This is a genomic window from Scytonema sp. HK-05, from assembly GCF_963872035.1.
Taxonomy (GTDB): Bacteria; Cyanobacteriota; Cyanobacteriia; order Cyanobacteriales; family Nostocaceae; genus Kalymmatonema.
The window spans coordinates 67,798-81,989 of record NZ_CAWMYC010000046.1 but is presented as its reverse complement, the minus strand read 5'-3'; the positions used below and the strand labels follow the sequence as shown (position 1 = coordinate 81,989).

The following is a 14,192-nucleotide window of genomic DNA, read 5'->3' as shown; positions in this document are numbered from 1 at the left end:
ACACGATCCCTCTTGCATTCACTGCCTCCTTCACCCGTGCGATCGCCTCTGGCACTGCACTTTGCGCGATCGCCTTCTCAGTAGCCCAGACGCTCCGCGTAAGTCCTTACGGACAGGCTACGCCAACACGTACCCGAAGGGAGCGCTCTGCGCTCAGTGTGCGCTTTGCGCTTACGGCACTGCGCTACGAGTGCAATCGCACCAAGCACATTTGTTCATAGACAAAACCTTGACTAGCAAAGGGTTTTAGATTTTAATCTGGTGAGAGTGATTAAACATGGCTATACATATCGAATGGCTTCGGGATTCAATACTTAGATGCGTTTGCTCTGCTGATGTAGTAGAGTTATTGTCTTCCAGAACGACAACTCAAAAGCTACCCAAAATACTAGAACTTACCCATTGACAGAAAACTGGAGTGACGTCTGTCAAGTAAAATTATAAGGAAACTGGAGAGATTTTTGGTAAGCAGTGATTCGCGCTTCTAGTTGAGCCGCGCTCTTTTTCAAACCCAAAGAACGTAGAATTTGGACAGCAGCCATTTCACCCGTTCTACAACCACCTTCCATATAACCTTGGAACTTTTGGGAGCAATGTTCGCCAGCAAAAAACAGATTCCCTACCTGTTCTTGTTCAGCTCCTGCAATTGTTGTCCACTGTCCAACCAAATAGCAAGCATAGGAGCCTTGTGTATACGGTTCTCTGCGCCAATAAGCACGGATGGGTTGACCCTGGCGTACACTACTCATTCCTGGGAAAACATTCTCTAATTGTGATAGCAGTTTTTGAGCTTGAGATTCAGGCGAACGTAGCCCTAGAGGTAAACTTTTTTGACCGCCAGTAAAATTGGTGAGTACACCACTTGCACCTGGTTGATAACGAGAAGCTTCCCAGATGGCTGCAAAGTCTAAGTCAGTAGAAACAAATGCAGTTGAGTTATACCGTGTGCGCCATATGCGTTCTTGATAAGCAGTAATTAACTTGGCATTGTTACCATAACCTAATTGGGCGATCGCATTTTTTTTCACTGGTGGCAAATCGACATTTAACGAGACTTGGCGCAGAGTAGTAAATGGTAGCGCCAGCAAAATTCGCTCATATGTGCGTTCAAAGGAGCGATTAGCAGAACGTAAACTGACTCGGTAAGTGCGATCGCTTCGAGTCGTGATAGCTTCTAATTCGGTCCCTGTTTCAATAGAATTTGTCAAAAATCGCGCTAATAAACGAGGAACTTGGTCATTCCCACCAACAATCTGATAACGTTCATCACTTTCCCCAGTAATCTGGAAGCTGCTTGGATCTGTGCCAATAAAAAGCAGCATATTCAGACTAGACTGCTCGCTCGCTTCTCGACCGTATAAACCAGTGTAAGCGACTTGTATTATCTGACTCAGAATTGGGTGAATTTGCGCGTCGTTCAAGTACTGAGTGATAGAGGTATTATCCAACTTAATCGCAACCTGATTGCGTATGCCATAGGTTACGGCTGTCTTGCCAAGAGCAGCTAAATCCTGCTTTATCTTCTGCACCAGTGGAGTGAACCACTGTGTGATTTCTTTTTCTGATATTTTACGTCCTTGAAAATACTGTGTCCATTGTATCAAATCCTTATCACCAGTATACAAATCTGCAATTTGCAAACCTAATTCCTGCGCCAAAGAACGTAAGCTGGTATGGCTTGTGTCGATAAATTCTCCACCCAAGTCTACAGGTATAGAAGTACCAGCAAAATTTTGTAATGTATATATCCGACCGCCAACGCGATTTCTTGCTTCGATAATATCTACAGGCACTCCAGCTTGAGAAAGACGATAAGCCGCGACGAGTCCAGCAATTCCCGCACCGACTACCAATACTTTGGGAATTGTGGCAAATGCAGCCGAGTCAGCTCCACCATGCCATGTCACCGCACTGATGGCACTTGCTAATCCCAAACCCCCATATATCAGGCGACGACGAGTGGTCTTTTGGTGGAGAATATCAACGATTTCGTCCGCAGGAATTCCTGTTTCAACAGATGCCTTGGTGATTTTGTAAGCTCGCCGTAATGATGCCATCAACGCCGATCTCGCCATTGGGGTTGCCTTAATCTTTTATCTTGTGATAAGAAATATAGCTTAGAAAATACTAGATAAATGTGCAGTTCTTGTTACATTTGTTTAGATAACTTGACAGTCTTACTGTCAAAAAATAGAGAAGCCAATAATGCTGATTAGTTGTTAGCAGGACTTGTGTTTGCACCTGAAATATTAAGGCGATCGCCAACTTGTAGGACTTACGCACTGTACGAATTGACCCTCGTGTGGATAACGATATTCGGTCGTTTCAGGTTGTTAGCGATTGCGCGCAGCGCAGTGCCGAAAGGGCAATCGAACTTCTTCGGTGGTAGTTTATTGCTCGTCAGGCTGGAAACATCAAGCTTTAATGCTTGAAATAACCGCCCCATAATTGATTGTTTCTGTCAATGCGTAAGTCCTAATTTTATTTCTTGGAAGTCCCTAAGCCTTCTCTCTTCATCCTCTTTTTTTGGCGAAGGTATTGAATTTAGGAACTTGTCTGGAAATTTTACATCGGTAAAGGAGCCGGAATCGTAATTCCTTTAGCCACCGCAGGACGAGCCGCAACGCGCTCATACCAAGCGGCTAAGTTAGGATACTGCTCAAAACTAAAGCCCATGCGCTTGACTGTGTGTATCCAGCCAAAATGAGCAATATCAACGATCGAATATTCATCACATAGATAATCTCGCTTTTTGAGTCGTCCTTCTAAAACACCATAAAGTCGCTCATTTTCCTTGGTGTAACGTTCAATTGCATAGGGTATTTTTTCGGGAGCAAAAAATGTAAAATGTGCTCGTTGTCCAAACATTGGTCCAATACTAGCCGCTTGGAAAAAGAGCCATTGAATCGCTTCCCATCGATCTTTGGGCATCAATTTGCCCGTTTTCTCGGCTAAATAGAGAAGAATCGCGCAAGATTCAAAAATAGTCTGACCCGTTTCGTGATCGACAATTACTGGAATTTTGGCATTTGGGTTCAAAGCCAAAAATTCATCTTTGAACTGTTCTCCTTGGCGAACATTGACCACCTTAACGGTATAGGGGAGATTGAGTTCTTCTAGACAAATCGAAATCTTGTAACCATTGGGGGTATTTTCGGTGTACAGGTCAATCATGGAAACTCCTGTTATCTTAGTAAAAACTATGAATTGAAGACATGTGAATTAGAATTCTTCTGTGAACTCGATTTTTGCTGATGGGCAAGCTTAAAAGCGAGCCATAAAGCACCTAAAGACAATAATCCATAGGAGAAAGAACCTTCAGGGACTGAAGTAGCACGATTCAAAGTAGCCTGATTTTCTAAAAGTCCCAGGTATGCTCCATTCGTTGGAGATTTCAAACGCAAATTCACCGATTGACTTCCTTGAGGGATAAAGATGTCTAGCGTCTTTAGACTTTCGCCAATGTCAAAGTTGATCGGAATTTCGGTTCTATCTCCCACTTCTAAGCTAACGCCCACCGCTTCACTGGGATCTCCAGTACGGATAATTGTAACTCCTGTATCAGAACTAAATTGAGAAGTCGCAAAAACAAACGTACTTGGAAACTCTAATCCATACTTTGCTCCCGCTACTAAAAGTGTTGCAGGTTCAAAACCAGGCGGATTGATCGGATCAATGACAGGTTGACCCACTTCAGTAAAGAAATTTTCAATTCCCGAAGGCTCATAAAATAGCAGCATTCTCACGGGCGTATCGGTCAGATTTTTAAAGGTGTGTAGGTGATCTTTGGGTCCATAGATCAAAGTACCTGGGCTCCCCGCCATTACCTCATCATTCATCTGAAATAACGGATTTCCATCGATAACATAAAACCACTCAGCTTCTCTATGGTGGACGTGTAAAGGAGGACCAACATTAGGCGGTACATATAAATCGAAGAGTGAATACTGTCCGTTGGTATCCGCAGTGGTTTTTAAATAGGTATTGCGTCCCCCAGCAACCCAAAACTTTGTCTTGTCTGGATCGAGAGGATCAGGTAACGTCCCCTCTTCAGCCATATGGATATACTCCATCAAGTCGCCTGGAACCGGGGGAAGACCGTCAAAAGTATGCGCTTGAACTTTGGTATTAATCGCAATGGTTAATAGTAAAGAACCTGTAATACCTAATCCAAAACCAGTTGTTTTCATGATTTAATTTCTACGTAAAAAACAGTTGATTTGACTCTTAGACAATGCCAACATAGTTGCGGGCAAAGTTTTTGGCGAATGTTGTTGAAGTCCTCAATTGCGCCAATTTGGAAGCACTCAATTTATGCAGAAAATCCACGTCTTCAGGGTTGCTTCCTTCGGGTAAATGCACCATATTTAACAGGCTATAAGAAAATTCTTGCGCCTGCCAAATGTAAGGTAGACGAATCTCTGAGTAGCGATCTAAATAAGAAAGGTCATGGTTTTCCAAGTAGTAACCTATCAAAGTTTCTGCCAACACACCTGCATCTTGTACCGCTAGATTTAACCCTTTGCCACCCATTGGCGTAATGATGTGAGCAGCATCACCTGCCAAGAGTAATCGTTGGTAACGAAGCGGTTCAATGACATAGTTGCGTAAGACCATGATTTGCTTTTGCATGATCTTGCCTTGTGTCAGCGGCTTGGCCAATCGCTGGTGCAAGCTTCTCCAGACCCGTTCGTCTGACCAGTCTGTCAATTGATCATGGGCAGAAATCTGCAAGTAATAGCGAGAAATGTGACTATTACGTCGCATATAAGCGGCAAAGCCTTCAGGATGTACCCCGTAAAGCGTATGGGAGGATGCAGGGGGAGCATCGGCTAAAATGGCTAACCAACGATAACCGTACTCCTTGGTGTAAATCTTGGCAGCCTCAGCGGGAACGGATTGACGGGCTAATCCGTGATAGCCATCACATCCAGCCACAAAATCAGCCTGAATCTTAAGTGTTGTGTCAGTATTTTTGTTCTCACACTCCACTATAATCCCATCGTCGCTTTGAGTTAGCTGGATTCCTTGATGGTGGAACAGAATTTGACCGCCAGTATCGAGGTATTTTTGAATGAGATCTTCATTGAGATCACTTTGGGGATAAAAGTAATGTACATCACCATCGCTCAATTTACCATATTCCAAGACAAAGCTATCATCGGGATAACGAAATTCACAGCGATCATGTGGATATCCTTTGAGCAGAATCGTATCAGCTAATCCGTGTTTTTTGAGTAGAGCGATCGTTGTACTTTCAATTGCGCCCGCTCTTCCTCTGGCGTAAATTTCTTCTCGATTGTAGCGATCAATTACTATGCAATCAATACCATTCTGTAGCAAGATATTGCCTAGTACGATGCCCGCCGGGCCTGACCCTAAAATACAAACAGATGTTTTCAGTGCTGTTTCGTCATTCATGCTTTAAACCCTCTCAGTTGATTTCAGCAATATTTCAGTTTCCGCAAGACTGTTACAGCCAGACCAAAGACCAAAACATAGCCCAAAAGTGACATCTCAGGTTCAGGAACAGATCGAGTCGCTTGGACGATCTCTAACACCTCTGGAACTGACGTAATCGCTTTAGCAGCCTCGTCAGCAATCAAGTCATGTCCAAGAGTTGTTGGATGAATGATGTTCCAGAACAGATACGGATCTGGATTCGTTGTACCAGAGGTCAGGAAATCATCCGTTACATTGCTAAAGCCAAATTTAGCCGGCTCGGCAATGATGTCATCAAACAGAGAAGAGACATCAAGATTGATAATGTTGACCTTTTTCGATTGCTCCAGACCAATCAAAGCCTCGGACAAGGAATGATTGTGTTCTTGACTAACCTTGGTTAATCTCTCCTTGACATCAGAAGAACTCTGTTGAGCTAGAGGTAGTTTTCCCAAGTCAAAGAGATTTGGTACCAGAAAATTTTTTGCTCCAATTGCAGCTAACTTGTTGATCGATGTCTCCAAGTTATGCACCGTCGTCTCTACATCGGTTGAAGCAAAACCCACATAGTCATTACTTGCCCCCCAAACCACGTAAAGTGCGTTCGGATCTGCACTTGATGTCTGCGCTACGAAAGTATCGATGGTTGTCTGAATACCTGGCAATGGGTCGTAAGAGATAGGAACAGGCTTGCCAGGATTATTCGGGTCAAGAAAATTCAGAATATTCTGTGTTCCGGCCGATGCTCCCCCTACTGCAAAGTTGTAAGCAGGATTTGCTGATACTGACAGTTGCTGAGCTAGGGTTTCTATCCAAATTTTCCCATTAGAAAAACGTCCTTGATAATTAGGAAAGTCAGGGAATATACCTTTCGTTAATGCAAAAACATTGCCCGTATCCGAAAAGCTATCACCAAATACATAGAAGTCACTAAATAGAGAACGGGGGCTACGTCCCTCAAACTGACCGAACTTAACATAATGCTCCAATGCACTGCCTACCTGTCCGCTAGCTATAGCATTGGCTACATCTGGGTTGTGGTTAAGGTAGTATTGTTGGTCAAAAATCTCATTGAGACTTACCATGATTCACCATTTTTGAAGGACTGTCGATCTGTCTAGTAACTAGATTATTGCCTACCTCTGAGTTGGGGTTAATTCGTGAGAGGTTAAGACCATATCTCATTTGTCAAGAAGCAATAAGTAACCTGGAAATGGGGGTTAGAAACACAATTTTTAGGCAAGCGATGCCCAAGGGCAAAGCGCTACTGTTTGATAACGACTTCGTTGAACGCGCTTACACTAAATCTTGATACCCCTGTTTTATTTTTGCTTTATCAGTTTATTACAGGAGTTAACTTCATACATTAACTTTTTCTAAATTTTAAGTGAAATTACTAATTGACAAAAATAATGTTGTTTTAATATATCATGAATGGTTGTGGTTGGGGTAATATTTTGGGTCAAAAATCTCTAAGACTGACGCAACTGACACACTAAAATCTAAATTAGAATTGTCAACAATCCACAATCAATAGTCTTTAATCAAGCTTTTTTGGACTATTAACCCCTTCGGAGTGATGCCCCTTCTCCGAAGGGGAGACGCGACGCGAACGTCGCTAACGCTTCACTTATGACTTAAACAGCAGCCAGTTCTTTAACGACAGCATTAAATCGAATCTGTTTACGCAGTTGTTCGGTCATCGGACGCAAATCGCGCGGCTGCGTCGTGGGTCGGAACAGTCCATCAGCTTCCCAACGTTCGGGGTCTAAACTAATTGCCCAGGCATTTAACCAAAGATCTGGGGGAAACTTGGCTAATTGCTCCGGCATTGTATCTTCAATCGCAAAGCGGAAAATCACCTGAACGAATTCTTCAAATCGTTCGATACTGGCGATATGATCGTCAATTAACTCTTGTTCGGTTTTATCAGTTTTCAGATTGCGAGTGCGTAACTCACTGACAAAAGGAATCGTCAAATAATCTATAAACTCAAAAGAACCGCGTCGCTGTGACTTGGCAATCCAATCACGGAAAAATTGGCTCATCCGATGGGACAAGAGGAAAAATTGTCCAGTTCCTTTGCGAACTTTGGCTCTTTTGCTGGGTTCAAGGAACAGAGAATTAAACATTAACGGCGCACTGAAAGCCCATGCCGATAAAACATCCCACAAGAATTTCATCGACATCACTGTTTGATTACCGAAACAGAGATAGGTAGCGTGAATATTGGCTGTTACACTTTCGTTATATGAAATGAGGAAACGATTCGCGTCATCGACAATTTTGGGAGTGAGTTTACCCTGACGATCAAGTTCAACCATCTGGGTAATCAGGGAATTACCAAAACCAATTAAATCAGTACCTGGAGAATAGAAGGGGTCAGCAAATACACCCGCCACACCAACACAAGCCCAGCGATCGCTAGAAAAAACCTGCTCAGATGAGTAAGTATATTCAGGCAATTTCATAAAATCTACGGGTTGTTGCTTTCTCAGTTGGTTAGCTACCGCAGGTTCATATTTTTCTAACCACTGAAACGCTTTTTCATAGGTATGGTAGGTACTAAAAGGATGAACGTCTTCATTGGTAACAATGCCCAAACTGGTAAATCCCGTTGATAAAGGAATAATCCAAACCCAATAGCCTTCACCACACAAATGATTCGTCGAAAAATAGCGGATTTGATTCGGAACTCGCTCATGCCATTCTGTTTCAGTTTGGGGCACAAAATCATCTACATCAAAACGACCTTCGACCCGGAACCATACGGCACTAAAGTTAGTTTCAAAGGGTTTACATAAATCCAATTTCTTTTGCAAAATTCGACGGCGACCTGTCGAGTCAACAATCCAACGCGCTTGAATTGTTCGATTGGTTTTATCATGACCTTGAGTATAAATCACTTCATGTAACTGTTCTGGCTCGGAAGCTAATTTGATATCTTTGATCAGACAGCCTTCGAGTAACTCAATCCCTGCCTCTTCATTGAATTGACGTAAATCATTTTCTAACAAACCTCTGTCAACTTGATAAGAGTTTGGCTGATGAAATTCTGAAAGCCCGATTTCAGGTCGCTGATGAAACGGGCCAGTTGTATCACCTAAAAAATAGCGAAAGCCCAGTTTATGAAAGTGATGTGCTTCAAAGTAATCGGTTAGCTGGAGAACCTGAGACAGATAAAAAGCACCCACCTCAACTGTTGATTCCCCGACTTTGAAACCCGCTTCCGGAAGAGGACGAGCTAGCCTGTCTAGCAGAACAATAGAAATATCAGGCATTTTCAGTTTTAACTGGCGTGCTAAAGTTAAACCTGCTAAACCTGAACCGCAAATGGCAACATCATAAATCTTCGTCATTGGAGTAAACCTCTATCTTGGATGATTAGTAAGAATTTGTTTGTGCTTGATTGAGGCAAGCTTTTAACTTTTGAGCTAAAACTTGCACATGAGGCTCTTGAAACAGGGAAAAGTGATCACCGGGAACATCGTGAATCTCTAATCCTTCACTGGCTAGTCCACTCCAGCCATGTTGAGGATCTCGACTCGACCAGTCTTTGGGAGTCGGTAAATACAACTTGCTAAAAGTAGATGGCTCACTAGCTCGAAACAGCGTCACCCGACCGGGATAAACTTTTGGGGTATAACCTTTTTTGGCTTGCATGTTGGCTTCTGTCACCAACGCTCTTGAGTAAGCCTGGCTCAGAGAATGCCCTAAACTTAGATAAAGCTGACCGATCATCACTTCTCGCTTGCGCTGTAGTAGTTCCCTAACTTCTTGCCACAGCGATTTGGATAGACCGAGTTGCCAAAGATAAGTCCAGTAGTGCTGTTGTCGGAATGAGAGGCGTGGAAAACAGCCCCGACCAAAAGTATCAAACATTACCAATGCGGCAACCGTCTGACCTTGTTGGTGGAGTTGCTGCGCCATCTCAAAAGCAACTATTCCCCCCATCGAGTTACCCCCCAGAAAATAAGGGCCTTCTGGCTGAATAGTGCGGATTTCTTGGATGTAGTGGGCAGCCATATCCTCTATCCGAAAATGCGGGGCTTGTTTGCTGTCGAGTCCCCGCGCCTGTAAGCCATAAAAGGGTTGCTCAGAGCCAAGATAGTGCGCCAAGTCTCGCAAGTTTAAAACACTGCCCTGTTGCCCGTGGATGCAAAAGAAAGGCGGTTTGTGACCATTGGATTGCAGGGGGACTAGGGAAGACCAAGATGGCGTGGCCTCCTGTCCCAGAAGTTTTGCCAATTGCTCTACCGTTGGTGCTTGGAGTAAGGTCGTTAGGGGTAGAGTTTGACCGAAAGTCTCTTCGATGCGAGCAAACAACGTCATTGCCAGTAACGATTGTCCACCCAACTCGAAGAAGTTATCCTTTACACCTATTGATGGGATGTTTAACACCTCACTCCAAAGCTGAGCTAGTTTTAGTTCCAAGGCATTTTGAGGAGCGATATAAACGTTTTCCAGTTTGGAATTCTGCTGTTTTGCTCTTTTTTGGTGTAACTGTTGTTGTTCGGCTTCAGTTAACGGCAACAGGGATGAAAGCGACTGCTCAGGATGGGTGACAATGTTTTCCAGAATCGTCTGAAAGTGTTGCAGCATCTGCTGAATCGTTGTCGTCTCAAATAAATCGGTGTTGTACTTGAATACTGCCGTTAAGCTTCCTGCTTCTTCGATGAGGTACAGATACAAATCAAAATCGGCTGTTCCGGTATCCACGTCGAGATTCTGCACCGTTAAACCGGGTAGTTCTAGCTGATGAATAGTTGTATTCTGGAGGGCAAACATCACTTGAGAAAGAGGTGCTTGCAGCAAATTGAGCGATCGCAACAACTGCTGAACGGGCAAATCTTGGTAAGCATAGCCTCCTGAAGCCACCTGACTAACTCGACCTAAGAACTCTTGAAAACTCGGATTTCCTGAAAGATCGGTCTTTAAAATCAGTAGGTTGACAAAGTAACCCATTAGCCCTTTAATCTCTTTCCGCGTCCGGTTAGCAGTGGGACTACAAACAAAGAGTTGTTCTTGCTCAGTGTAACGATGCAATAGCACGTTGAAAGCGGCTAATAGCGTCACAAATAAGGTTACTTTTTCCTGACGACTCAGGGTTTTGAGGGCTTCGCTTAATGCCTTCGGTAGCTTGACCTTTTGGGAGGCACTACGACAGGTTGGCGCAGCGGGTCGAGGGTGGTCAATTGGTAGCTGTAATTCTTTAAGATTGCTGCCTAGTTGCTGCTTCCAATAATCCAATAAGATTTGTAAAAAATCTCCCTGCAACCATTCGCGTTGCCAAGCGGCAAAATCGGCGTACTGAATCGGCAGTTCAGGTAATGGAGAAGATTGACCTTGGGAGAAAGCTTGGTAAAGGGCTGCTAATTCTTCAAAGAGAACGCCTTTTGACCAAGCATCAACAGCGATATGGTGAACCGTTAGCAAAAGGATATGTTCTTCGCAATCAAGCTGGATGAGGGTTCCTCGTATCAGAGGCACATCTTGCAGGTCAAAAGGTTGCTGAATATCCTCTGTCACCTGTTGCATTGCCTTGGCTTCCCGTTGGGTTGCTGGTAATTGTTGTAAATCAATCACCGTTAAGGGGAAAGGAACAGGTGGATGAATCAACTGAACGGGTTTCCCTTCGACCCAGCCAAAGGTGGTTCGTAAGGCTTCATGGCGGCAAAGAATTTCGTTGAGGCTTTTTTCCAGAATATAGTAGCTAAGAGAGCCAGCGATCCGAAAAGCAAGGGCAATGTTGTAAGCAGAGGCCTTGGTGGGTTCTAACTGATGGAGGAACCACAGACGTTCTTGGGAAAACGAAAGTGGGAGAGACTCTTGACGAGAAACACGAACCAATGGCGGTGCCTGATTCTGCCAACCGATCACGGTCTGGATGGCTTGCCACAGGTTTTGTTTTGCAGTCTGGCTGATGGCTTCTTTTTTGGGGACAGGTTCAAGTTGACTGACCATAATACCAATTCAAAATTCAAAATTCAAAGTTCAAAATGAAGAAAGCCAGACAGAACAAGGGTTTGAGAATGTATATCTGTCGTATTCTTTTTTCAAATTGGTATAAGTTTTCAATTCCACAAGATTAAATAGAGCGCCAGGAAGATCAAAAGCCTTTCTTCTGCTCGACCATCGCCGCAATTGTTGCAATGTTTTGAAAATTCTCGAAACTAATTTCATTAGGATCTAGCTGAATATCAAAGACATCTTGGAGGTTAGAAACGAGGGTCATTGCGTTAATTGAATCAAGACCCAGATTGAAAATATCCACATGTTCTTGTAAATTTTCTGAAGTGATATCAGGAATAATTTGTAAAATCACTTGGGTGATTTGTTGTTTGATGTTGATTGCAGACATGACCATTGCTTTGATACCTCTAAGTATTTATGGACTAAACTAATTCTTTTCTCAGAATTTTCCCTAAAGGACTTTTAGGAATTTCTGGACGAAATTCGATGATTTTGGGAATTTTAAATTCTGCCATCTGCGTTTTACAGAAAGAAATAATTTCTGAATATTCACAGGGTTCTTGTGGCTTCTTGACTAGAACGGCTTTGATCAGTTCTCCGGCATACTCGCCTTTGACTCCCACCACAACCGCTTCTTGAATTTTGGGGTGCTTCATGAGAATTTCCTCAATTTCGAGGGAATCAACTTTGCGACCACCTGTATCAATCAAGAGTTTTTTTCTCCCAGTAACATAAAGCCGTCCAGTGTGGTCTTTTTTTCCTATATCTCCTGTTAAGAAATAACTATTTTTAAAAGCTTGTTGATTCAATTCAGGCTGATTTGCATAACCACTGGTTAGAGAGAGACTTTTGATCACAATTTCCCCAATCATGCCGTCGGGTAGTTCATTCTCTGCTTCATCGATAATTTTGATTTCGACATTCTTTAAAGGGAAACCGACAGAAGTCCGAGTTGGTACGGGATATATTTCTGAATTAATCGCAATAGCCCCCGCTTCTGTACAACCATAAAGCTGTCGAATTGGCAAGTTAAAGCGGGCTAAAAATTTGTCAAAAATCTCCTCGGATAAGAAGTTTCCTGCTGAAAAGCACAATCTCAAACTAGATAGATCAACGCTTTGGTCAGCAGGAGTTTCCGCCATTGTGTTAAAGATATAAGGAACGCCTGGAAAAATGGTGATTTTTTCAGTTTTAATCAGTGACAAAATCCTCGGACGACGGAAGACAAAGGGAACCTCAACAGGTGTGCCATCTTTTTGCAAAACGGGTTCGAGAATAACGAGGGTTGCACCATTACAGGTGGCGGCTAATAAACAATTACCTAACCCATGTGAGTGATACAGAGGAACAGCGCACAAAATTTTATCGTTTGGAGTAATTTGAGTTGTTTGAGCAAAGTTTTTCGCCTCATGATATAAGTTGTCTTGGGTGCGACAAACTCGCTTCGGTTTTCCCGTCGAACCAGATGAATATTGATAAAGGAAATTTCCCCCAAAGACTGTATCTGATTGACTCGTGGCGCTTGTTGATACTTTGGTTACTAAGTCGTAAAAGAAGTGTGTCTGAGAAGCCACGCGATCAACGACAATTATTTCAATCTCTCGATTAAGCTTGGCGATCGCTCTAGTACAAATTTCTAGTCGCTTATAGTCGGTAATGATTGCTTTTGCCTGACTATCCTCGATACAGTAGCTTAATTCCTCCTCTTTAAACAGATGATTTAAGGGAAGAATAATAGCATTTAACTGAGCGATCGCATAAAAACTAAAGACAAATTCAGGACAGTTTGGCAAAACGACGGCGATACAGTTTCCTTGCGTTATTCCTAAACTGCTTAATCCTGCACTCAATCTCTCAACCTTCGAGTCAAGTTCTTGGTAACTAATCTGTAATTGGTCATAAACGATAGCCGTTTGTTTGGGAAATCTTTTTACCGCTTTTTTAAACAGGTGAGCTAACATCTGAAAACCTCAAATTTGAGAATTTTTTAAAACTGTCTAATGAAATAGCTCTCAGGAAATTTTTCGGTAATCATCATGGTGTAATTACGATTAGAAAGAACACAATATGTCCGACAAAGTAGGTTTTCATCGGGAGCAATATCAAAGTAATGCGCTAAATCTTGAGCTGGTACTTTACCTGTTTCGAGGTTTTCTTTGAAAATTTCAACTTTGTTTTCGAGCCAAATTTTACCAATCGGTTTTTTAGTCGTTAATAAATCTTCTCGGATTTGCTCATCAAGTCTTTCCAAGGCAATGATTGACTCTGCATAAATATAATTGCGTCCACTAATGCCGCCTTGTAGGAGAATTTTTCTATCAAGGACTACCGCGCCCTCATTAAGCTGCATTGGTAGCAATTTATCATTTAATTTCATAATGTTTTCTGACAATTTTTTCACCTTAATCGATTCGCCCGTATAGGTTTCGATCAAATCGGTGATCGTGCCATTATTGATTAGTAAAATTCTCTGAAAAATACTCAATACAACGGGGTCAATATAGCATTTCTGAGAAGATGAAAAATCTCGATTGGAGTTGTTGGGGGTTAATACAGCCGTTTTACCGTTCATCTTAATTTCTCTTGAATTTTTGATAGCGAAATTTGTCTCTTCAAGTGGCTCGTACCTAGTGCTGGAATATCTAAAACAGAATGTGGGATTGAATGCACATAGTCAGTTTCCTGGCGTAAGTCCTAGGCTGTATGGATTTCAAATCCGGTCATAAGACTCCATTACCAGCAAAAACTACTGTCCTTGTGCCTGGCGGTGAGCCTAG

11 protein-coding genes are annotated in these 14,192 nt (G+C 42.7%); 1 reads left to right on the top strand and 10 read right to left on the bottom strand.

The window, feature by feature from the left end; translation table 11 throughout:
* Window positions 1-428 precede the first annotated feature (428 nt).
* Window positions 429-2,075, bottom strand: coding sequence for a flavin monoamine oxidase family protein (locus AACT52_RS07885; protein WP_073630068.1), 1,647 nt, complete (start codon window positions 2,073-2,075; stop codon window positions 429-431).
* Window positions 2,076-2,231: 156 nt separating this feature from the next.
* On the opposite strand from AACT52_RS07885, the gene AACT52_RS07880 reads away from it, so the two are divergent.
* Window positions 2,232-2,432: a hypothetical protein gene (locus tag AACT52_RS07880; RefSeq protein ID WP_143172752.1), complete on the top strand. Its 201-nt coding sequence runs from the start codon at window positions 2,232-2,234 to the stop codon at window positions 2,430-2,432.
* 133 nt (window positions 2,433-2,565) lie between these two features.
* Here the strand turns inward: AACT52_RS07880 and AACT52_RS07875 are convergent, their stop codons facing one another.
* From AACT52_RS07875 to AACT52_RS07835, 9 genes are all read right to left on the bottom strand, one after another.
* Entirely contained in the window at window positions 2,566-3,174 is a 609-nt protein-coding gene (locus AACT52_RS07875) for a glutathione S-transferase family protein (protein ID WP_073630066.1), read from the bottom strand.
* Window positions 3,175-3,200: 26 nt separating this feature from the next.
* A complete protein-coding gene (locus AACT52_RS07870) occupies window positions 3,201-4,190 on the bottom strand; it encodes a cupin domain-containing protein (RefSeq protein ID WP_073630064.1) in 990 nt (329 codons plus the stop codon).
* 37 nt (window positions 4,191-4,227) lie between these two features.
* Complete coding sequence (locus tag AACT52_RS07865; RefSeq protein WP_073630062.1) at window positions 4,228-5,421, bottom strand: 4-hydroxybenzoate 3-monooxygenase; 1,194 nt, start codon at window positions 5,419-5,421, stop codon at window positions 4,228-4,230.
* 23 nt (window positions 5,422-5,444) lie between these two features.
* Window positions 5,445-6,527 (bottom strand): SGNH/GDSL hydrolase family protein, encoded by a 1,083-nt coding sequence (locus tag AACT52_RS07860; protein ID WP_073630060.1) that lies wholly within the window; start codon window positions 6,525-6,527, stop codon window positions 5,445-5,447.
* A gap of 552 nt (window positions 6,528-7,079) precedes the next feature.
* Window positions 7,080-8,801, bottom strand: coding sequence for an NAD(P)/FAD-dependent oxidoreductase (locus AACT52_RS07855; protein WP_073630058.1), 1,722 nt, complete (start codon window positions 8,799-8,801; stop codon window positions 7,080-7,082).
* 25 nt (window positions 8,802-8,826) lie between these two features.
* Entirely contained in the window at window positions 8,827-11,406 is a 2,580-nt protein-coding gene (locus tag AACT52_RS07850; protein WP_073630056.1) for a condensation domain-containing protein, read from the bottom strand.
* Window positions 11,407-11,551: 145 nt separating this feature from the next.
* The gene (locus AACT52_RS07845) at window positions 11,552-11,809 is read right to left on the bottom strand and encodes an acyl carrier protein (protein WP_233153870.1); all 258 of its coding nucleotides are present in this window, start codon (window positions 11,807-11,809) and stop codon (window positions 11,552-11,554) included.
* Window positions 11,810-11,837: 28 nt separating this feature from the next.
* Window positions 11,838-13,376: a class I adenylate-forming enzyme family protein gene (locus AACT52_RS07840; RefSeq protein ID WP_073630052.1), complete on the bottom strand. Its 1,539-nt coding sequence runs from the start codon at window positions 13,374-13,376 to the stop codon at window positions 11,838-11,840.
* Between the two features lie 26 nt (window positions 13,377-13,402).
* On the bottom strand, window positions 13,403-13,987 hold the full coding sequence (locus AACT52_RS07835) for a chorismate--pyruvate lyase family protein (RefSeq protein ID WP_073630050.1): 585 nt from the start codon (window positions 13,985-13,987) through the stop codon (window positions 13,403-13,405).
* Window positions 13,988-14,192 lie beyond the last annotated feature (205 nt).

Coding starts and splice junctions, on each gene's coding strand:
- AACT52_RS07885 (WP_073630068.1), bottom strand. CDS start 2,075: ATGGCGAGATCGGCGTTGATGGCATCATTACGGCGAGCTTACAAAATC.
- AACT52_RS07875 (WP_073630066.1), bottom strand. CDS start 3,174: ATGATTGACCTGTACACCGAAAATACCCCCAATGGTTACAAGATTTCG.
- AACT52_RS07870 (WP_073630064.1), bottom strand. CDS start 4,190: ATGAAAACAACTGGTTTTGGATTAGGTATTACAGGTTCTTTACTATTA.
- AACT52_RS07865 (WP_073630062.1), bottom strand. CDS start 5,421: ATGAATGACGAAACAGCACTGAAAACATCTGTTTGTATTTTAGGGTCA.
- AACT52_RS07860 (WP_073630060.1), bottom strand. CDS start 6,527: ATGGTAAGTCTCAATGAGATTTTTGACCAACAATACTACCTTAACCAC.
- AACT52_RS07855 (WP_073630058.1), bottom strand. CDS start 8,801: ATGACGAAGATTTATGATGTTGCCATTTGCGGTTCAGGTTTAGCAGGT.
- AACT52_RS07850 (WP_073630056.1), bottom strand. CDS start 11,406: ATGGTCAGTCAACTTGAACCTGTCCCCAAAAAAGAAGCCATCAGCCAG.
- AACT52_RS07845 (WP_233153870.1), bottom strand. CDS start 11,809: ATGGTCATGTCTGCAATCAACATCAAACAACAAATCACCCAAGTGATT.
- AACT52_RS07840 (WP_073630052.1), bottom strand. CDS start 13,376: ATGTTAGCTCACCTGTTTAAAAAAGCGGTAAAAAGATTTCCCAAACAA.
- AACT52_RS07835 (WP_073630050.1), bottom strand. CDS start 13,987: ATGAACGGTAAAACGGCTGTATTAACCCCCAACAACTCCAATCGAGAT.